This window comes from Streptomyces niveus (genome assembly GCF_001723055.1).
Taxonomy (GTDB): domain Bacteria; phylum Actinomycetota; class Actinomycetes; order Streptomycetales; family Streptomycetaceae; genus Streptomyces; species Streptomyces niveus.
Map to the genome: position 1 here is coordinate 1 of NZ_MDCR01000058.1, position 20,429 is coordinate 20,429.

Annotated in this window: 14 protein-coding genes and 1 pseudogene; 7 read left to right on the plus strand and 8 right to left on the minus strand. The window is 71.4% G+C overall.

The window, feature by feature from the left end; translation table 11 throughout:
- Positions 1-1,535 (plus strand): annotated as a pseudogene (locus tag BHU15_RS08535) (SpoIIE family protein phosphatase); the annotation flags it as partial.
- A 259-nt stretch (positions 1,536-1,794) separates the two neighbouring features.
- Complete coding sequence (locus BHU15_RS08540) at positions 1,795-5,256, plus strand: phosphodiester glycosidase family protein (protein ID WP_069626631.1); 3,462 nt, start codon at positions 1,795-1,797, stop codon at positions 5,254-5,256.
- A gap of 72 nt (positions 5,257-5,328) precedes the next feature.
- Here BHU15_RS08540 and paaI read toward each other — a convergent pair whose 3' ends face one another.
- From paaI to BHU15_RS08560, 4 genes are all read right to left on the minus strand, one after another.
- The gene (paaI, locus tag BHU15_RS08545; RefSeq protein ID WP_069626632.1) at positions 5,329-5,742 is read right to left on the minus strand and encodes a hydroxyphenylacetyl-CoA thioesterase PaaI; all 414 of its coding nucleotides are present in this window, start codon (positions 5,740-5,742) and stop codon (positions 5,329-5,331) included.
- A 34-nt stretch (positions 5,743-5,776) separates the two neighbouring features.
- Positions 5,777-7,147, minus strand: a complete 1,371-nt coding sequence (locus tag BHU15_RS08550) for a cytochrome P450 (protein WP_069626633.1) — start codon at positions 7,145-7,147, stop codon at positions 5,777-5,779.
- Between the two features lie 136 nt (positions 7,148-7,283).
- Positions 7,284-8,846 carry an MDR family MFS transporter gene (locus tag BHU15_RS08555; protein WP_466927632.1) on the minus strand — a complete coding sequence of 521 codons (1,563 nt, stop codon included), beginning with the start codon at positions 8,844-8,846 and terminating at the stop codon, positions 7,284-7,286.
- 49 nt (positions 8,847-8,895) lie between these two features.
- Entirely contained in the window at positions 8,896-9,660 is a 765-nt protein-coding gene (locus BHU15_RS08560; protein WP_069626635.1) for a TetR/AcrR family transcriptional regulator, read from the minus strand.
- Positions 9,661-10,098: 438 nt separating this feature from the next.
- Between BHU15_RS08560 and BHU15_RS08565 the strand changes: the two genes are divergently transcribed.
- The gene (locus tag BHU15_RS08565) at positions 10,099-11,214 is read left to right on the plus strand and encodes a fatty acid desaturase family protein (protein ID WP_079128001.1); all 1,116 of its coding nucleotides are present in this window, start codon (positions 10,099-10,101) and stop codon (positions 11,212-11,214) included.
- A 23-nt stretch (positions 11,215-11,237) separates the two neighbouring features.
- On the opposite strand, the gene BHU15_RS08570 is transcribed toward BHU15_RS08565, so the two are convergent.
- The 4 genes from BHU15_RS08570 to BHU15_RS08585 all read right to left on the minus strand — a co-directional run bounded on the left by BHU15_RS08570 (position 11,238) and on the right by BHU15_RS08585 (position 14,643).
- Positions 11,238-12,023 (minus strand): fibronectin type III domain-containing protein, encoded by a 786-nt coding sequence (locus BHU15_RS08570; RefSeq protein WP_079128002.1) that lies wholly within the window; start codon positions 12,021-12,023, stop codon positions 11,238-11,240.
- Positions 12,024-12,119: 96 nt separating this feature from the next.
- On the minus strand, positions 12,120-12,719 hold the full coding sequence (locus BHU15_RS08575) for a hypothetical protein (RefSeq protein ID WP_255293064.1): 600 nt from the start codon (positions 12,717-12,719) through the stop codon (positions 12,120-12,122).
- A gap of 213 nt (positions 12,720-12,932) precedes the next feature.
- Complete coding sequence (locus BHU15_RS08580) at positions 12,933-13,574, minus strand: histidine phosphatase family protein (RefSeq protein WP_069626636.1); 642 nt, start codon at positions 13,572-13,574, stop codon at positions 12,933-12,935.
- A 361-nt stretch (positions 13,575-13,935) separates the two neighbouring features.
- Positions 13,936-14,643 carry a FadR/GntR family transcriptional regulator gene (locus BHU15_RS08585; RefSeq protein ID WP_069626637.1) on the minus strand — a complete coding sequence of 236 codons (708 nt, stop codon included), beginning with the start codon at positions 14,641-14,643 and terminating at the stop codon, positions 13,936-13,938.
- A gap of 171 nt (positions 14,644-14,814) precedes the next feature.
- On the opposite strand from BHU15_RS08585, the gene BHU15_RS08590 reads away from it, so the two are divergent.
- From BHU15_RS08590 to BHU15_RS08605, 4 genes are all read left to right on the plus strand, one after another.
- Positions 14,815-16,092 carry an SLC13 family permease gene (locus tag BHU15_RS08590; RefSeq protein WP_069626638.1) on the plus strand — a complete coding sequence of 426 codons (1,278 nt, stop codon included), beginning with the start codon at positions 14,815-14,817 and terminating at the stop codon, positions 16,090-16,092.
- A 52-nt stretch (positions 16,093-16,144) separates the two neighbouring features.
- Positions 16,145-17,590, plus strand: coding sequence for an acyl-CoA synthetase (locus tag BHU15_RS08595; protein WP_069626639.1), 1,446 nt, complete (start codon positions 16,145-16,147; stop codon positions 17,588-17,590).
- Positions 17,583-18,962 carry a carboxyl transferase domain-containing protein gene (locus tag BHU15_RS08600; RefSeq protein ID WP_069626640.1) on the plus strand — a complete coding sequence of 460 codons (1,380 nt, stop codon included), beginning with the start codon at positions 17,583-17,585 and terminating at the stop codon, positions 18,960-18,962. Before BHU15_RS08595 ends, BHU15_RS08600 begins: the two co-directional genes overlap by 8 nt.
- A 63-nt stretch (positions 18,963-19,025) precedes the next feature.
- The gene (locus BHU15_RS08605) at positions 19,026-20,033 is read left to right on the plus strand and encodes a DUF2510 domain-containing protein (protein ID WP_079128003.1); all 1,008 of its coding nucleotides are present in this window, start codon (positions 19,026-19,028) and stop codon (positions 20,031-20,033) included.
- Positions 20,034-20,429 lie beyond the last annotated feature (396 nt).

Here is a 20,429-nt window from a genome sequence, read left to right on the forward strand (position 1 = left end):
CCGCCGCGCTCGACGTCTTCGATCTGCGCCCCGACGAGTACGACGGTCACATGGCGGTCGCCAGCCGGGTGCCCGCCGAGGAGCTGGAGCGCCTGGACACCCTGATCCGGCGGGCGCTGGAGAACGGCAAGGAGATCTACGGGGCGTACTTCCGGATCCGCTGCCGCGACGGATCGCGCCGCTGGCTCCACACCCAGGGCCGGCTCGTACGCGACGCGGAAGGCGACCCGTACCGGGTCATCGGCGTCGTACGCGACGCCACCCGCGAGCTGGACGACGCCGCCCTGCGCACCGAGCTGGCCGAGACCCGCCGCCGGCTGACCGGCATGGTCCGCCGCGTCACCGCGCTGCTGGCCCGCGCGACGACCGTCGACGACGTCACCGCCGCCCTCAAGGACACCGAGGCGCTCAGCAACCTCGGCGCGGTCAGCGTGATGCTCGGCGTCGTGGAGAACGGACGCGTCCACACGGTGACCGAGGGGCGGCTGGGTCTGTACGTCCCGGAGCTCCAGTACACCCGGATCGACGCGCGATTCCCGATGAGCGAGGTCGTCCGTACGCTACGGCCCCGCTACATCACCTCACGCGAGGAGTTCCGGCGCTGTTTCCCGCCGCTCTGGGAGCACATCGAACAGCTCCCGGTGGCCTCGGGCGCCTATCTGCCCCTGATCGTCCAGGGCAGAACCATCGGCGCCCTGGGCCTGCTCTACTCCCGGCACGGCGGCTTCACCGGCGAGGAACGCAACCTCCTGGTGACGCTCAGCAGCAGCATCGCCCAGAGCCTCCAGCGCGCGATGCTCTTCGAGCAGGAGCACGACCTCGCCGAGAGCCTCCAGCGGGCCATGCTGCCGCACCGTATCCCCGAGGTCGCCGGCGCCCGGATCGCCGTCCGCTACCGCGCGGCCAGGGCGGGACGCGACATCGGCGGCGACTGGTACGACGTGATCCCGCTGCCCGGCGGCCGGGTCGGCCTGATGATCGGGGACGTCCAGGGGCACGACACGGACGCCGCCGCCGTGATGGGGCAGCTGAGGATAGTGCTGTGGGCGTACGTCTCCGAGGGGCACTCGCCCGCGACGGCGATGACGCGCGCCTCCACCTTCCTCCACGAACTGGACACCGAACGCTTCGCCACCTGCACATACGTGGAAGTCGACCTGTCGACAGGAGCCCTCCAGATCGTCCGGGCGGGCCATCTCGAACCGATGGTGCGCCGCGCCGACGGCACCTGCGCCGCCCTCGACACCGCGGGCGGGCTCCCGCTCGGGATCTCCAACGGCGCCGAACGGCGCGGCGGAACCGCCTACCCGCTCACCCGGGCGACCCTCGATCCCGGCGAGACCCTGCTCATCTACACCGACGGGCTGGTGGAGCGGCCGGGAGCCACGCTCGACGAGGGACTGGACCGGCTGGCGGCAGCCGTGCGGGACGGTCCCCGGGACAACCAGGAACTGGCCGACAGCCTCGGCGACCTGGTGGGGGAGCACGGCGGTGGCGACGACATGGCCCTGCTGCTCATGCGCCGGGAATCCGCGCCGCGCGCCCGGTGACGGGCGTCCGAGGACGCGACCGTCACCCACGACACGTGACGAGCGCCCGCCGGATCTGATCGTCTCCCGCGCCCCACTGACGCATCATCAGACCCGATGGTGGGTGCCCGACGCCACTTCCACGGTGCCCCCTGTTCTCCCCGACGTGTCCATGAACCCCTGGCGAACCGGGGCACTCACGGCGATGCTGGGCGGCTGACAGCGCTTTCCATCCGCGCCAACCCCCCGTACTACAGGAGAACTTGTGGGCCCAGGCATTGCCCGCCGGTCCGTCGTGCTGCTCGCGGCGGTCACCGCACTGACAACGGGTGCCATCACCCCGTCCGTCGCCGATTCCACGCCCGACCCCCGTCCGCGCAACGCCGCCGAGGTGCTGCGCCCCGTCGCGCCGCCCCCGGCCAGCAGACCGGCGGGCAGTCCCAGATCCGTCGTGGACGGCGACGGTATCGAGACCGCGCGCAGCTCCCGTCCTGTCGCGCCGGGCGTCAGCCTCACCTCGTACGACCGCCTCGAATCCGACAAGTGGCTGCGTGTCGACGCGCTGTCGGTCGACCTCGACGGCGGCGGTGTCCGGGCCGACTACCTCTCGTCCGGCAAGGTCGCCGACCGCCGCAGCGTCTCCGAACTCGCCGCCGGTCACGACCCCGGCAAGGGCCGGCGCACCGTCGCCGCCATCAACGCCGACTTCTTCGACATCAACGAGACCGGCGCGCCGCAGGGACCCGGGATCAAGGACGGTGCGCTCACCCAGTCGCCCGCCGCCGGCGCCAACCGGGCCGTCGGTATCGGCCCCGAGAACGCCGGGCGCGTCCTGGAGCTGTACTTCGACGGCACCCTGACGCTGCCCACGGGGACGCGGCCCCTCGCCGCGTACAACGCCGCGAACGTGCCCGCGGGCGGCGTCGGCGCGTACAACTCCGCGTGGGGTCAGGCCAATCGCGCGCTCACCGTCGACACCGCGACTCCCGTCGCCGAGGTGGCCGTACGCGACGGCAAGGTCGTCACCGTCACCGACAAGCCCGGCACCGGTCCGATCGAGCCCGGCACCACCGTCCTGGTCGGACGCGAGGCCGGCGCCGTACAGCTCCGGGCGCTGCGCCCCGGTGACCCGGTGACCATGGAGTACAGCCCGCGTACCAACGGCGGACCGCTGCCGCGTACGGCCGTCGGCGGACGGGAGCTCCTCGTCGTCGACGGGGTCGCGCAGAACCACGAAGGCCAGGGCAACAACACCGCCGCGCCCCGCACCGCCGTCGGATTCTCCAAGGACGGCGGCGAGATGCATGTGATCACCGTCGACGGCAGGCAGGCCGACAGCGGCGGTGTCACCCTCACCGAACTCGCGGTGATGATGAAGGAGGCCGGCGCGTACAACGCGCTCAACCTCGACGGCGGCGGCTCCTCGACCCTCGTCGCCCGGGAACCCGGCAGCGACGCCCTCCAGGTGGAGAACGCCCCCTCCGACGGCAGCGAGCGCACCGTCCCCAACGGCCTCGCCCTCACCGCGCCCGACGGCAGCGGACGCCTCGACGGTTTCTGGGTCGAGACCCGTACGCCCGCAGGAGCCGCGCCCGGTGACGACCCCGTCAAGGGCGGCCGCCCCGAACGCGTCTTCCCGGGACTGACCCGCGCGCTCACGGCCGCCGGTTACGACGAGACGTACGGCCCCGCGCAGGGTGACCCGCGCTGGCGGACCGAACGGTCGTCGGTCGGCCGGGTGGACGACGACGGAGTGTTCACCGCCCGCCGCGGCGGCACCACCGAGGTGCGCGCGGAACGCGGACGCGCCGACGGATCCATCGAGTTGACCGTCCTGGACGACCTCGCCCGGATCCGGCCGACCACCACCCGCGTCGGGCTCGCCGACGGCGGGGCGACCGGCACCTTCGGCATCGTCGGCCTCGACGTGCACGGCGCGTCCGCGCCCGTGGAGCCGCGCGACGTACGACTCACCTACGACCGGGCCCTGTTCGACGTCGCCGACGACGGCAAGGGCTCCTTCACCGTCACCTCCAGGACCGGCGCGGGCGCCGGCCGGATCACCGCGACCGTCGACGGCGTCACCACCGCGCTGGCGGTGAGCGTCGGACTTCAGGAGCAGCAGGTCTCGGCCTTCGACGACGCCGCGAGCTGGAAGTTCAGCCACGCCCGCGCCGCCGGTTCCGTGGCCGCGACCCCCGAGGGACAGACCGGCACCGGTCTGAAGCTGACGTACGACTTCGGGCTCTCGACGGCGACCCGCGCCGCGTACGCGAGCCCGCCGCAGCCGATCACCGTGCCCGGCCAGCCGCAGTCCTTCAAGCTGTGGATCAAGGGCGACGGGAAGGGCGCCTGGCCGACGCTGCATCTCAAGGACGCCGCCGGATCGGACCAGTTGCTCCGGGGCCCGTACGTCACGTGGACCGGCTGGCGGCAGGTGACGTTCGCGGTGCCGCAGGGGGCCGCGATGCCGCTGTCGGTGTTCCGCTTCTACCTGGCGGAGACCGCCGCCGACAAGCAGTACACCGGGGAGATCGTCGTCGACGGGCTGACGGCGCAGGTGCCTCCCACCGTCGACCTGCCCGAACAGCGGCCCGCCGCCGACCCGTTGATCGACCCGGCCGCCGAGACCGAGGGCCGGGACTGGCAGTTCGCCGTGATGTCGGACGCGCAGTTCGTGGCGCGTGAACCGGACAGCGCGATCGTCCAGCAGGCGCGGCGCACCCTGCGCGAGATCAAGGCGGCGAAGCCCGACTTCCTCGTCGTCAACGGCGATCTGGTCGACGAGGGTTCGCCCGCGGACCTCGCCTTCGCGCGGTCGGTGCTCACGCAGGAGCTGGGGGACGAGGTGCCCTGGTACTACGTGCCGGGCAACCACGAGGTGATGGGCGGGAAGATCGACAACTTCGTCGGTGAATTCGGCCCCGCGCAGCGGGTGTTCGACCACGGCGGGACGCGCTTCGTCACGCTCGACACCTCCAGCCTCTCCCTGCGAGGCGGCGGATTCGCCCAGATCAAGGCGTTGCGCGCCCAGTTGGACGCGGCGGCCGACGACGCGCGCGTCAGCTCGGTGATGGTCATCGAGCACGTACCGCCGCGCGACCCGACCGTGCAGAAGGGCAGCCAGCTCGGTGACCGCAAGGAGGCCGCGCTGCTGGAGGGCTGGCTCGCCGACTTCCGCCGTACGAGTGGCAAGGGCGCCGGATTCATCGGCAGCCACGTCGGGGTCTTCGACGCCTCGCGCGTGCACGGCGTCCCGTATCTGATCAACGGCAACTCCGGGAAGAACCCGGCGGCCCCGGCCGACGAGGGCGGCTTCACCGGCTGGTCGCTCGTCGGCGTCGACAGGGTCTCCCGGAGCGAGCAGTCCAAGGCCCGGCGCGAGCCGTGGGAGGGCGGGCCCGACTGGGTCTCCGTACAGACACGCGCGCACACCGACGCGCTGGCGCTCGACGCGCCGGCCGCGCTGGCGACCGGCGACGAGGCGGCCCTCGCGGCGACCGTCACCCAGGGGACCAGAAAGGTGCCGGTCGGCTTCCCGGTGAGCGCGGACTGGACGGGCTCACCGAACGTGCACATCGGTGACCCGGACAAGGCGAACCGCCGCGACGTGGCGGCGTTCGACCCGGCGACCGGGACGCTCACGGCGCTGCGGCGGGGCGCGGCCACCGTCGCGGTGACGGTCAACGGCGTCACGGAACGCGCGGAGATCCGGATCACGGCGTAGCCACGCACGACGAAGGGCCCGCACCGCGTCCGCCGGGTGCGGGCCCTTCCCGTGTCCTTCCTCGGCCCTTCGTCAGGTCCTGAGCGCGCGGCTGCGCCCCCGGAACTCGGCGAGTACGTCGTCCCCGCGCGTGATCGTGACGTCGTAGACGCCGCCACGCCCGAGCCGGGTGCGCTCCCGTGCGGTCGCGGTCAGGACGTCGCCCTCGTGCGCGGGACGCACGAAGTCGATGTCGGCGCCCACCGCGACGGTCACGGGGCCGTGGCTGTTGCAGGCGCACGCGAAGGCGCTGTCGGCGAGGAGGAAGAGATAGCCGCCGTGGGCGGTCCCGTGCCCGTTGACCATGTCGCCCCGCACACTCATCCGCAGGGTGGCCCGTCCTGGACCGGTGTCGACGAGCACGATGCCCAGCCCCCGCGCGGCCGCGTCACCGGCGAAGTAGTCCGACCCGGCTCCACCGTCACGGCTCTCACCCGCGCTGTTCATGGGGGCGATGGTAGCCGCCCCCGCCTACGCCCCCTCACGCGCTCCGCAGAGTCGCCCTCACCGGGGCTCCCGGCTGGAGAGTGAGGCCCGTCTTCGGGGGGATCTCGTGGGCGGGCAGGTCGACGTGGAAGCGCTGTGCGAGCGTCGCCAGGACCAACACCGCCTCCACCGTGGCGAAACGGGCGCCCAGGCAGGCGCGGGCGCCGCCGCCGAACGGGAACCACGCGTGGTCCGGCGCCGGGGGCGCGTCCTCGTCCCAGCGTTCGGGGCGGAACGCGTCCGGCTCCGGGAACCAGCGTTCGTCGCGCTGCGCGCTCCACTGACTTGCCCACAGCACCGTCCCCGCCGCCACCGGCCGCCCACCCAGGGTCGATTCGTCCTTCGCGATGACCGTCATCAGCCACACGGGAGGGTAGAGCCGCAGCGTCTCCCTGATGATCTGTTCCGTCCAGCGCAGTTCCTTGAAGTCGTCGAAGCCGGGCGTACGTCCGTCCAGGACGGCGGTCAGCTCGTCGGCGAGACGCCGCCGCGCCTCCGGGTTGCGCGAGAGCAGATACCAGGCCCAGGTCAGCGTCGTACCCGTCGTCTCGTGGCCGCCGATGTAGAGCGTGACGGCCTCGTCGCGGATCTCCTTGTCGGTCAGCCGGTCACCCTGTTCGTCACGGGCGGCGAGCAGCCGGCTGAGGAGGTCGTCGCGCTCCACGCCGCTGCGGTGGCGCTCCTCCGTCACCCGGTTCACCTCGCTGTCGATGACCTCGACGGCCTTCTTGAGCCGCAGCCGCCCCGGCGTCGGGACCCACGGTGGCAGGAACAGCGTGAGCCCCCGGAACTCGGCGCCGATGGCGGCCTGCGCGGTGTCCATCGCCGGGCCGATCGTGTCCTCGCGGCCCGCGGTGTCCGTGCCGAACAGGGTCCGTACGGCGATGCGCTGCGTCAGGCCCAGCATCTCCCGCCGTACGTCGATGTGCTGGCCCGGCTGCCAGGTCCCGGCCAGCGACGACGCGCAGTCCGTCATGGTGTCCGCGTAGGCGCGGACCTGGCGGGGCCGGACCACCGGCTGTACGAGCGCGCGCTTGCGCCGCCACGCGGCGCCCTCCGAGGTGACGACACCCTCGCCGAGCACCAGCTTGAAGGCCCAGCCGAGTTCGGGGTGGCGGTACTGCGTCTCGACCCCGGTGAGCAGTTCCCCGATGTGCTCGGGCCGCGACAGGAACAGCGCGCGCTGCGGGCCGAGCCGCCAGGAGACGACGTCGCCGTGGCCGCGCAGCCTGGCGAAGAAGCCGAGGGGGTCGCGCGAGAAGGCGGGCAGGTTGCCGATCAGGGGCAGTTGGCGGGGGCCGGGCACCGGTGTCGCGGAGGGGCCGGGCGCGGCAGGGCCGGTCGGGGAGGACGTACCCGTGGTCATCTGAGGTCCTTGGCGCTGGGGGCGGCGTACTGATGCGCGTACGGTCATCAGCCAACCCGCCCCGCGCGGCGGGCGCCAGACGACATTCGGCCCGTGATCGCCCGGCCACGGGCCGAATGGCGCGAGGGCGGCCGGTTCAGCTCACCGGCGTCGGCGACGACGGCTTGTCGCCGTCCGCCACGGCCTGCTTGGCCTCCTCGGCGAGCCGTTCCATGCCGCTGGTCGTCTTCAGCGGCTTCTCCTTGATGAACACCACGGCCAGCAGCGCGAGCGCGGCGAACGGGGTGGCCACCAGGAACAGTTCCGCCGTCGCGAGACCGTACGCGTTCTCCACGATCTCCCGCATCGGCGCCGGGAGCTTCGTCATGTCCGGCACGGCATGGCTCGAACCGCCGGCCGCCTCGCCCTCCGTGCCCAGGCTCTTGGCCATCTCCGAGGCCACCCGGTTGGCCAGGATCGCGCCCAGGACGCTGGTGCCGATCGTGCCGCCCATGCTGCGGAAGAACGACAGTACGGAGGTGGCGGCGCCCAACTCGGAGGCGGGGACGTCGTTCTGGGCCGCGAGGACCAGGTTCTGCATCAGCAGACCGACGCCGATACCGAGGATGGCCATGTAGAGGCTGAGCAGCCCGAAGCCGGTGTTGGCGTCGATGGTCGCCAGCAACGCCAGTCCGGCGGTCATGATGATCCCGCCAGCGACCAGATAGATCTTCCACTTGCCGGTGGCGCTGATGATCTGGCCCGCGATGGTGGACGCCACGAGCAGACCCAGAATCATCGGCAGCCCCATCAGCCCCGCCACGGTGGGCGACTTGCCAAGGGCGATCTGGAAGTACTGCGAGAGGAAGACGGTGCCGCCGAACATCGCGACACCCACGAGCAGACTCGCGATCGTGGTCAGCGTGACGGTGCGGTTGCGGAAGATGTCGAGCGGGATGATCGGTTCCGGCACCCGCGCCTCCACCGCGACCGCGGCGACGAGCAGCAGCACACCGCCGCCGGTCAGCGCGGCCGTCTGCCAGGACGCCCAGTCGAACTGGTTGCCCGCCAGGGACGTCCAGATGAGGATCGCGGAGACACCGGCGACGATCAGGAACGCGCCCAGGTAGTCGATCTTCACGTCCCGGCGCACGGTGGGCAGGCGCAGCGTGCGCTGGAGCAGCACGATCGCGAGCAGCGCGAAGGGCACCCCGATGAAGAAGCACCAGCGCCAGCCGAGCCACGACGTGTCGACCATGACGCCACCGACCAGCGGTCCCGCGACGGTGCCGACGGCGAACACCGCGCCGAACATGCCGGCGTACTTGCCGAGCCTGCGCGGCGGGATCACCGCGGCCATCACGACCTGCGCGAGCGCGGTGAGACCACCGGCGCCGATGCCCTGCATCACCCGGCTGAAGATGAGCAGTTCGATGCCCTGCGAGAACCCGGCCAGCAGGGACCCGACCACGAACATGCCGAGCGAGAGCTGGAGCAGCAGCTTCTTGTTGTAGAGGTCGGAGAGCTTGCCCCACAGGGGCACCGTCGCGGTCATCGCGAGCAGTTCGGACGTGACGACCCAGGTGTACGCGGACTGGCTGCCGCCCAGGTCGGCGATGATGCGCGGCAGCGCGTTGGCCACCACGGTGCCCGCCAGGATGGCGACGAACATGCCGGCCATAAGGCCCGACATGGCCTGGAGTATCTGTCGGTTGTTCATGGAGGTGGGCGCCTGGTCGGACGCCTCTGTTGCGGTCAAGGTGGCCTTCTTATGATTCCGTGGTTCGGCCGTCGGAAGGACGGTCGTCGGTCTGGGCGGGCGGCTGGGGCAGCCCGGCGGACAGGTGGGTGAAGACGTCCCGGAAGATCTCGGGGAACGTCAGCGGCGGCGAGTGCGCGTACCAGTGCTCGATGGCGACGCGGGCGGCCGTGCCGGCGACGGCGGCGAGCAGCCGCGGGTACAGGTCGATGTCGGCGTCCTCGCAGGGATCGGCGCCGGCCGGCGCGGCGCTGTCGCTCCGCGTACCGCTGCCGGAACCCCCGGGGCCGCCGTGAACGTCAGGGCCGGCGGGGCCGTCCGGATCGATCCGGCGCGCGATCGTCCGCGCCAGATCGCGCTCCTCGGCCATGTGCAGACCAAGACCCCTGGCCAGCAGATGCGGCGACTTCTGGAAGACCTTGGCGCGCAGGCTCCACACCTCGTGCCGGAGCTCGACCTCGGCCAGCTCCGCGGCCATGGCCTCTCGCACCGCGTCGAGCGGGGACAGCTCGGCGGGGGCGTCCCGGATCGCCCGCCGGACGCGCTCCCCGACGTCCGGGTCCATCATCACGAAGACGTCGTCGTGACTGTCGAAGTAGTTGAAGAACGTCCGCGGGGAGACACCGGCGGCGTTGCTGATGGCTTCGACGGTGACGTTCTCCGCGCCGTGCTCGGCGGCGAGCCGTACGGCCGCCTCGCTGAGCGCCGCCCGCGTGGCCTGCTTCTTGCGTTCACGGAGACCCGCTCCGGCACCCTTGTTCGTCACACATTGCATGGTATGCAAATGTGCAGACTCCTGCAAAATTAAATGCGCAAGGGGTCGCCCAATAGCGGGTGGGATATGTATTCGCGCAGTTCAGAAACCGTTTGCGGGCACTTGTCTGCGCAGTGTAAGTAGCCCAATTCGCGCGCAAGCTACACTGTTCATCAGGAGGCCCCAGCCCCTGACTTCCCGCTGTCCCATGAGTGTGGGCAGCAGCACTGGTCCTCGGTGAGGATGTCAGCGGCATTCTTAGCGGCCATACCCAGTTGTCGCGCACCGGAGTGGACCAGGTCCGACCGCATGCAGCGATCGCGCTGTCTGCCGCAGTTGCCCACCCGTCCACGACCGGCAGCGACGTCCCCCTGGGCTTGTGTTCCTCACCGGCCACCCTGCCTGCCGAGCCGTCATACACCGGCACACGGTCGTGACACATCCGAAAGGCGTGGCCGCATGTCAGTCAACACCGTCAGTACCGTGGAGGATTCCGCGGTACTGGAACCAGGCGCCGATTTCGCGGGTGAGGCCGCGAATCAGGCGTGCAGGGAGACGGGCAGTGACTTCGCCCGGCTCTCCAAGAAGATCATCGCGGCCGGTCTGATGCGCCGGCGGCCCTGGTACTACGCCCTGCGGGTCTCCATCGTCACCGGCCTGTTCGCCGCCGGCTGGGTCGCCTTCGCGCTGGTCGGCGACAGCTGGTGGACGCTCGCCGTCGCCGCCTTCCTCGCCGTGGTCTTCGGCCAAGTCGCGCTCCTCGCCCACGATGTGGGCCACCGTCAGGTGTTCCGGCTGCGCAAGGCCAGTGTGCGCGCCGGCAAGATCGCCGGGAATCTCGCCATCGGCATGGGTTACGGCTGGTGGCAGGACAAGCACTCCAGGCACCACGCCAACCCGAACCATGAGGAGTTGGACCCGGACGTCGTTCCCGACATCCTCGTCTGGACTCAGGGACAGGCCAGGGCCGCCAAGGGACTTCCGCGCCTCATCGGCCGTTCGCAGGCCTTCCTGTTCTTCCCGCTCCTCACGCTTGAGGGCTTCAACCTGCATGTCGCCGGTGTGCGCGCGCTGGCCAACCGCTCGCTGAAGCAGCGGACTTCGGAGGGCGTCCTGCTCTTCACGCACTTCGCGCTCTACCTCGGCGCGCTGTTCGTCGTGCTGCCGCCCGGCAAGGCCATCGCCTTCCTCGCCGTCCACCAGTGCCTGTTCGGTCTCTACCTGGGCTCGATCTTCGCGCCCAACCACAAGGGAATGCCCACACTGAGCGGCGACGACCGTCCGGACTTCCTGCGCCGTCAGGTGCTCACCTCGCGCAACGTGCGCGGCGGCTGGTTCACCGACATCGCGCTCGGCGGGCTCAACTACCAGATCGAGCACCACCTGTTCCCGAACATGCCGTCGCCGCAACTGCGCGAGGCGCAGCCGATCGTCCGGCAGCACTGCGAGGAACTGGGCGTCAGCTATCTGGAGACCAGCCTGATCACCTCGTACAGCCAGGCCCTGCGGAGCCTGCACGACGCGGGCGCCCCGATCAGGGCGAACGCGGCGGCCGACGTGAAGGCCGACGCCTGACGGCAAGATCCGAACGACAGGCCCTAGGCCCGCGGGTCCGAACCCGTCCTCAGGCGAACGACGTTGGACCGCTCCCCGTACACGAACGCCCGTACGCGGTACGACGCCCGCTTCTCCTCGGGCAGCGTGATCAGTCCGAACGCGTTGATGTCCGGATCCAGCAGTGCCACAGGCCGGTAGCCCTCGCTGCCGGCCTGTCGCACTTCCAGCAGATAGCCGTCCTCGCCGGCGGCGCGATCCGTCCAGGTGAACTCGATACCCGTCGCGTGCCTGACGCTCGCCTCGAAGTCCGCAGGGGTGGCAGCCGTGTTCGCGTCGGCCGCCGGCCCGGGTGTGAGTGGCGCGGTCCTGGCCTTCGGGCCTTTGACGGTACGCGGGGTCATCCACTCCTGGTTGCCCGAGAGTTCCCTCTCCGACGGCTCACCGGGCGGCAGCGCCACCTCGACCGACGCGGACGCCGGTCCGAAGTAGGAGCGCAGCCGGTAGTAGAAGGGCGTCTCGGGCATCAGATCCGGATGGCGGTACGTCGTACGGTCCGGCGGCGCGAACTCCAGCACCGTGTACGGCCCCGACCGCTCCGTCGCGAACTCCACCGTCCGGCCCGCCACTCCGGGCTCGTCGTCCTTCCAGCGCAGGGTGACGTCGATGGGGGAGTCGAGCGTGCCCGCGAGCCGCGCTGTACTCCGCGGCTCCTTCGGCGCCTTGTCCGGCGGTGCGCCGGAGCAGCCGGCCAGCGCGCAGGCGGTGAGGACCGCGGCGATCGTGGCGCGCGGGCGTGGCCGGAGCGCGAGTCGGAGTCGACAGGGCACGGTGCCGTCCTTCCGGGCTGTGGGGGAGTGCCCGGTGACCGCGCGGACCTCGTGCGGGTCCGCGCGGTCACCGGGCCGGAGTGGGCCTCAACCGCCTTACTTGCGCCAGAACTTGACGCCGCTCCACACCACGTTGGCCGGCCCGCTGCCGCTGTCCGTGCGGTACGCGCCGAACTTGTCGTAGAAGCTGCCGCCGGGGCTGGCGTAGCTGTGCTTCAGCGAGCCGTTGATGTACGTACGGTGTTCGCTGCCGACCTGATGGACGGTGTTGACCCGGACCGTGGCGCCGACCGTGCCGGCGTTCGACAGGGTGGTGCCGCCGTGGACCGCGTACAGCCGTCCGCCGCGTTCACCGGCCAGCATGAAGAACGGCCCGGATGCCGACTCGTTGAACGTCTGCTTGAGGCTGATACGGGTGCCGCCCATGCTCGCGATCCGGAAGTAGCCCTCGAACTGCCGGGTGCCTCCGGTGTAGGTGGCGTAACGCCGCTCGGCGCGCTGGTCGCCGCTGGCGGTCGAGCAGGTGAGCGTGAAGGTCAGGTTGTCGACCTGACCGCAGCCCCTCTCCTGGACGGTGAAGGAGGGCGACGTCGAGGTCCACCCTCCGGGTTCGACTTCCGCGTACGCGTTCGGTGCCGTCAGCAACATCGCTGCGGCGGCGCCGAGAACAGGGACGGTGCGGTTGATTCTGGGCACGTCTCATTTCTCCGATTCGGTGGGGGCGTGGCGCTGGAGTCGCATCAGAGTAGAAGTGTCCACGTCAAGCAACAAGAGATTCAGCGGAACTTCACGAGGTTCAAATCCATGAACGGGCATTCGTCGTGAAGGGTCCGAACGCGAACGCCCCGCCGGTCGTATGCGACCGGCGGGGCTATGTACGTGAACGAGCGTTGTGTGTGCGGCCCGCCGTCAGGCGCTGTGCGGCAGGTCCTGGACCGTACGCAACAGGCTGTCGGGCAGCGCCAGATTCCATGCGGTGATCACCGGATTGCCGTGCTCGGTGCCCAGTCTGGACACCGTCCCGGTCTCCAGCCGGAACAGCGCGCCCTCGGCCGCCGTGAGCCGCAGATAGCGGGCGGTGAGCACCCGCAGGAAGTGGGAGTGGGCGACGAGCGCGATGTCCCCGTCGCCCGAGCGCTCACCGGCGGCGCGGACATCGGCGAGCACACGGTCCGCCCGGTCGCTGACGTCGGACGGGCTCTCGCCCGGGTGCTCGCCGGGGCCCGGTGTCGTCCCGTCCGTCCAGAGATTCCAGTCCGGGCGGGTGCGGCGGATCTCCTCGGTGGTCACGCCCTCGTATCCGCCGTAGTTCCATTCGTGCAGGTCGGGGGAGATACGGGTGGACCGCAGCCCGGCGAGTTCGGCGGTGCGCCGGGCGCGCGCCAGCGGGCTGACCAGGGTCAGCGCGATCTGGCGGTCGGCCAGCAGGGGGACCAGCGCGCGGGCCTGGTTCTCACCGTGGGCGGTCAGCGGCAGATCCGTGTGGCTGGTGTGCTGCCCGGACAGCGACCACTCCGTCTCGCCGTGTCTGATGAGGATCAACTCGCCCATGGGTGCTATCCGTTCGTTCGTGCTGAGGCTCTGAGTCCCGCCGGGAGCGTGGCCCGGCGCACGCCGGGCCACGCTCCCGAGGCCGGTCCGGCTCCACGATCCCATCACGCCGCGCTCGATGCGCCCGGGGGCGCGCCCGGCGTGGAACGGGCGTGAGACGGACTGTCGGCGGCGCCCGTGGCACGGCTCACAGGCGCCCTGCCGGCGCGTCGGGGAACACCCTGTCGTGGTTGAGCGTTCATCTATATGTGGTCGCGGAGGGGAAAGTGACGACTCCGCGGCCACACCGAACGGCCCCGGCTGGTCCATCCCCCGAATCAGCCGGGGCTCTTTTCGTGCCCGGATCCGTGCCGCGTACGGCTCAGACGTCGTCCCCCGGATTCCAGTCCAGCAGCCGCACCTTCGCCACCGTCCGTACATGACGGCGCATCGCCGTCGCCGCCGCCTTGCCGCGCCGCTCCTCGATCGCCACGAGGATCGCGCGGTGCTGGGTCAGTGAACGCTGGGGGCGGCCGGGCTGGCGCAGCGACTCGTTACGGCTCTCGGTGATCTGCTCGGCGATGGACCGCATGAACTCCGCCAGCAGGGCGCTGTGGGCGGCGGCCGTCACCGCGGCGTGGAAGAGCCGGTCGCCCTCGACGCCGGGCTCGCCCGCCTCGATCTCGGCGGTCATGTGATCGAGCGCCGCCCGCATCGCGGCCAGATCCTCCGGCGTGCGCCGCTCGGCGGCCAGTTCGGCGAGTTTCGTCTCCAGCGCCTCGCGTGCTTCGAGCACGTCGGGCAACCGGCGCTTGCGCTCCACGAGTTGTTCGACCGGCTCGGCGTCGAGGCTGTCGCGGACGAGATACGTGCCGCCGCCGTGCCGTACCTCGACCAGTCCCTGCACTTCGAGGACGACGATCGCCTGCTTCACGGACGCCCGGCTGACGCCGAGACGCCCCGCGAGTTCACGTTCGGGCGGCAGTCGGTCACCGGCCCGCAGACCGCCCTCCGCCACATGGTGACGGAGCCTGTCGAGGACCTGTTCGTACAGTCGCGGCCGGGCCATCGGCCGCAGTGCGTCGGACACACGAACCCCCCATACCTGGTCTTTCGCAGCCTAACACCGGGCGGTCAAGTGGCTGAGCCAATTCCTGTCGAATCCCTTGACGCCTTGGTGGGCCGGTGTTCAAAGTGGTCCAGCCACTTGGCCAATACCGTTTGGCCAGTTATCCACGGGACCCAGGGACGGGAGCCCCCGATGTCCGCCGAACTGATCTCGATCCTTGTACTCGTGGTCGTCTTCGTGATCGCCACGACCCGCTCGATCAACATGGGCGCGCTCGCCTTCGCCGCCGCCTTCGGGGTCGGCGAACTCGTCGCCGACCTGGACGCGGACGGTATCTTCGCCGGATTCCCCGGTGACCTGTTCGTGGTGCTCGTCGGTGTCACGTACCTCTTCGCCATCGCACGCGCCAACGGCACCACCGACTGGCTCGTGCACGCCGCGATCCGCCTCGTACGCGGCCGAATAGCCCTGATCCCCTGGGTGATGTTCGCGATCACCGGTGCGCTGACCGCGATCGGAGCGGTCAGCCCGGCGGCCGTCGCCATCGTCGCGCCCATCGCCCTGAGTTTCGCCGCGCGTTACGGGATCAGCCCGCTGCTGATGGGCGCGCTGGTCGTGCACGGCGCCCAGGCCGGCGGCTTCTCACCGATCAGCATCTACGGCTCGATCGTCAACGGGGTGGTCGAGCGCGAGAACCTGCCGGGGAACGAACTCGTCCTGTTCTTCGCCTCGCTCGTCGTCAACCTGATCATCGCGGCCATCGTGTTCGTCCTGTTCGGCGGCTTGAAGCTGAAGGGCCGCGACCTCGAAAGCGAGGGCGACGGCCGGACGAAGGGGAACGGCGCCGGAGAACTGGCCGCCGACGCCGCGAACCTCACCCCCGCCCGTACCGCCACGCTCACCGCGCTCGCGGCCCTCGTCGTCGCCGTTCTCGTGTTCGACCTCGACGCCGGACTCTCCGCCATCACCCTCGCCGTCATCCTGAGCGCCTTCTGGCCGGACGCCAGCCGCAAGGCCGTCACCGAGGTCGCCTGGCCGACCGTGCTCCTCATCTGCGGTGTCCTCACCTACGTCGGTGTCCTGGAGGAGATGGGCACCATCGAGTACGCGGGCAACGCCGTCGGCGACATCGGAGTCCCGCTGCTGGCAGCCGTACTGCTCTGCTACATCGCCGCCATCATCTCCGCCTTCGCCTCCTCCGTCGGCATCATGGGCGCCCTCATCCCGCTCGCCGTGCCGTTCCTCGCCCAGGGCGAGATCGGGGCGGTCGGCATGATCGCCGCGCTCGCGGTCTCGGCGACCGTCGTGGACGTCAGTCCCTTCTCCACCAACGGCGCCCTGGTGCTCGCCGCCGCGCCCGATGTCGACCGGGAGCGTTTCTTCCGGCAGTTGATGGTGTACGGAGGCATCGTGGTGGCAGTGGTACCCGCCGCCGTATGGCTCGTGATGGTGGTGCCAGGCTTCGGATGATCCGCTCACCCGGACGACCGGTCAGACGTCCCGACAGCAAGGAGAACGACGCGTGTCCCCTCTCTTCCCGGCCCTCGCCGAGCGTTCCACCACGCCCGCGCTCCAATTCGGCGACCGGACACTGAGCCACGCCGAACTGGCCACGGTGGCGGGCGCCCTGGCCGCCAGGATCGCCGGCGCGCCACGGGTCGCCGTCTGGGCCACCCCCACCCTCGGTACGGCGGTCGGGGTGGTGGCCGCGCTGCTGGCGGGTGTGCCCGTGGTGCCGGTCAATCCCAAGACGGGCGAGCGGGAGCTGACGCACATCGTCACCGACAGTTCACCGGCCCTCGTCCTCGCCGAACGCGGGGCCGAACTGCCCCCGGTCCTCGCCACGTTGACGCGCCTGGACACCGACGTCGCGGACATCGCCCCGGACACGGTGCCGCTGCCCGCCGAACCGTCCCCCCAGGCGCCCGCGCTGATCGTCTACACCTCCGGCACCACCGGCCCCCCGAAGGGCGTCGTCCTGCCCCGACGCGCCGTCACCGCGACCCTCGACGCCCTGGCGGACGCCTGGCAGTGGACCGAGGCCGACGTCCTCGTCCACGGCCTGCCCCTCTTCCACGTCCACGGCCTGATCCTGGGCATCCTCGGCCCGCTGCGCCGCGGCGGCTCCGTGCGCCACCTCGGCAGGTTCAGCACGGACGGCGTGGCGCGCGAGCTGTCGTCGGGAGCCACGATGCTCTTCGGCGTACCGACGATGTACCACCGCATCGCCGAGGCTCTCGCCGACGATCCGGCTCTCGCCAAGGCCCTCACGGGCGCCCGCCTGCTGGTGTCGGGATCGGCCGCGCTGCCCGTGCGCGACCACGAGCGGATCGCGGCGGCCACCGGACGCCGTGTCATCGAGCGCTACGGGATGACCGAGACCCTGATGAACACCAGCGTGCGCGCCGACGGCGAACCACGCGCCGGTACCGTCGGCGTACCGCTGGCCGGGGTCGAACTGCGGCTGGTCGACGAGACGGGCGTCCCGATCACCGCGTACGACTCCGAGACCGTCGGCGAGATCCAGCTGCGCGGCCCGAACCTCTTCACCGAGTATCTGAACCGCCCCGACGCCACCGAGGCCGCATTCGACGACGGCTGGTTCCGTACGGGCGACATGGCCGTCCGTGACCCGGACGGGTACGTCCGTATCGTCGGCCGCAAGGCCACCGACCTCATCAAGAGCGGCGGCTACAAGATCGGCGCGGGCGAGATCGAGAACGTGCTGCTGGAGCACCCCGGCGTACGCGAGGCGGCCGTCACCGGCGAGCCGGACGAGGACCTGGGGGAGCGGATCGTCGCCTGGATCGTCCCCGCGCAGGCCGACGCCCCGCCGTCCGCCGAGGAGTTGGCCGCCCACGTGGGGGCGCAGCTCGCCTCGCACAAGCGGCCCCGCACCGTGCGGTATCTGGACGCGCTGCCCCGCAACGACATGGGCAAGATCATGAAGCGGGCCCTTCATGGCTGAGCGGCTGAGCGCACGGCAGGCGATCGCCGCCCTCACCGGGGCGACGCCCGCCGGCGCTCCCGCCGCCTTCACCGAACTCGAACTGCCGGCGCCCAAGGACACCGCGGCCCCGGACGGCCCCCTCGGCTGGCCGGGGTACGACGAGTCCCGTGCCCGCGCGGCGCGGCGCACCGGCGAGGACGAGTCCGTCGTCTGCGGCACCGCACGCGTCGGCGCCACCGAAGCGGTGCTGATCTCCTTCGAGTTCGGCTTCCTCGGCGGCTCGCTGGGCGAGCGCACCGGCGACCGGCTGGAGGCCGCGTACACCCTCGCCCGTGAACGGCGGCTGCCCGTCGTGTCGTTGATCGCGACCGGCGGCAGCCGGATGCAGGAAGGCATGCGCGCCCTGCTCCAACTCCAGCGGGTGGCACGGCAGTCCGCCCTCACCCGGGCGGCGGGGCTGCCCCAGATCGCGGTGGTGCGCGACCCGACGACCGGCGGCGGCTGGGCCACCCTCGGGGCGGGCGCCGATGTGGTCCTGGCCCTGCCGGGCGCCCAGATCGGCTTCGCCGGCTCGCGGGTACGGCCGCCGGACGCCGACCCGTACGCGTACACCGCCGAAGCCCAGCTGACGGCCGGTCATATCGACGCGGTGGTACGGCCCGAGGCGCTGGGCCACACCGTCGGCCACTGGCTGACGCTCCTGACCGGCGGCCCCGGCGGCGGCGCCGTCGCGGCCGCGGACCCGCCGGCCGCACTCGGCGACGCCGAGCCGCCCGCCACCGGCTGGGACGCCGTGAGCCTGGCCCGCGACCCCGAACGACCCCGCGCCGAGGCGTACTTGGACGCCTACTTCACCAGCCGCGAGACCGTCAACGGCGACCGCTGCGGCGGCGTGGACCCCGGCACACTGTGCGGATTCGGCGTGCACGACGGCCGTACGGTCGCCTACGCCGCCCAGCGCGGCACCGCGACCCTCCCGGCCGGCTACCGCACCGCGGCCAGACTGATCCGCCTCGCCGACCGGCTGGGCCTGCCCGTGCTCACGCTCGTCGACACCCCCGGCGCCGCCAACGACGCCGAGGCGGAACGCGCGGGCGCGGGGGCCGCGATCGCGGACCTGTTCGCCGCCGTCACCACCGCCCGGGTGCCCGTCACCAGCCTGCTGATCGGGGAGGGCGGCTCCGGCGGGGCGCTGGCTCTCGCCGCGCCGGGCAACACCTGGGCCACACCGGACAGTTACTTCTCCGTCATCGCACCCGAACCGGCGACGGCGATCCTCAAACGGCCGCCCGAGGAGACCCGTACGACGGCCGCGCAACTCAAGCTGCGTCCCCAGGACCTGCTGTCGCTGGGGGTGATCCGCGGCATCGTGCCACCGGCCCGGAGCTGAGGTACGCCGATTTCTCATGGGCCTCTCACCAGCTTTGTCGGACCATATGCCTATGGTGAGTACGTGACACAGACGACTCCGCCCGGCTGGTATCCGGACCCAGGACATGACGGTGAAGGCCCGCCTCAGGAACGGTGGTGGGACGGATCGGCCTGGACCGACATGGTCCGCTCCGACTCGGCGACGGCCTGGAGCGCGCCCTCCACACCGGGGGCGCCCTCCGGACCGGGCGCGCCCGGCATTCCGCCCTACCCGTCGGCGCCGCCCCCGGGAACCGGCAAGCGTGGCAGGAGCATCGCCCTCGCCGTGACGGCGGCCGTGGTGGTGCTGGCCGTGGTCGGCGGCTTCCTCCTTCTCGGTGACGACGGCGACGACACGGCGGACAGGGCGAGCACGACCCCGTCGGGAGCGCCCAGCTCGCCCGGCCGGGAACGGCCGGCGCCCGACGGCTCACAGCCGCCCGGCGGCCCCGGGGCACCCGACGGCGGCGAGGGCGGCAGCGGTGGGCCGCAGCAGGAGATCCCGACCGAGGACGGCTACGCCACCGACATGGCCAGCGGCATCAGCATCCCGGTGCCGAAGGGCTGGAGCGGCCAGTCGGGCCCCGTCGGCGCCGGAGTGACCACCGGGGAACACCCGTGCCCGGGCAACCCGGACCAGTCCTGCGTACGCGGCGGGGTGAACTCCGTCCCGGCGGTGGCGCTGGAGATCAAGGCCACCACGGCGAAGGCCGCGGCCGAGGCCGACATCAAGAAGAACGCCGAGGAGTCCTACGGCGGCGAGAGCTACGGAGAGATCTCCTCGCACGAGGAGTTGAAGTCCGAGGCGGTCACCGTCGCCGGCAAGAAGGGCTATCTGGTCCGGTGGAAGGTCGTCACCGGCAAGGGCGACGACGGATACGTGCAGTCCCTCGCCTTCCCGTCGCCCGCCTCCGGCGCACAGGAGATGCTGATCATCGTGCGCTCCGGGTTCGACATCAACGACAAGGCGCCCAAGCTGCCCGTGATGGACGAGATCATCGGGGGCATCAAGGCCGCGGCGGGCGGCGGCGGCACCGGCCAGAAGGTCTGAGAACGCGCCGACCCGCGCGCCGACACCCGCGCGCCGACCCGCGCGTCGACCCGCGCGTACGAGAACGCCCACGGCCACCGGCCGTGGGCGTTCCCGCGTCTGTCGCCGCGCCCCTCGCCGCGTCCACCGTCGCCGTTCTTCCGGGCGGAACGGTGGAGTCGGGACGGCGCGACCGGACGTACACTCCACTCATGGGTCATACACATGCTGCGACGGAGGGCCTGCGACAGGCCTCCTGCACGCTGTGCCACGCCCTGCACGGCCACGGCTAGCAACTTCGCCGCCGACCTCCGGCCTTTCCGGCGCCCGACGTAGTTCCTCCCCGGGCGTCCTCCTGTCGCCCGCACTCTCGTGCGGAGCCACCCGCACCCCCAGCGACACCCGCACCCCCAGCGA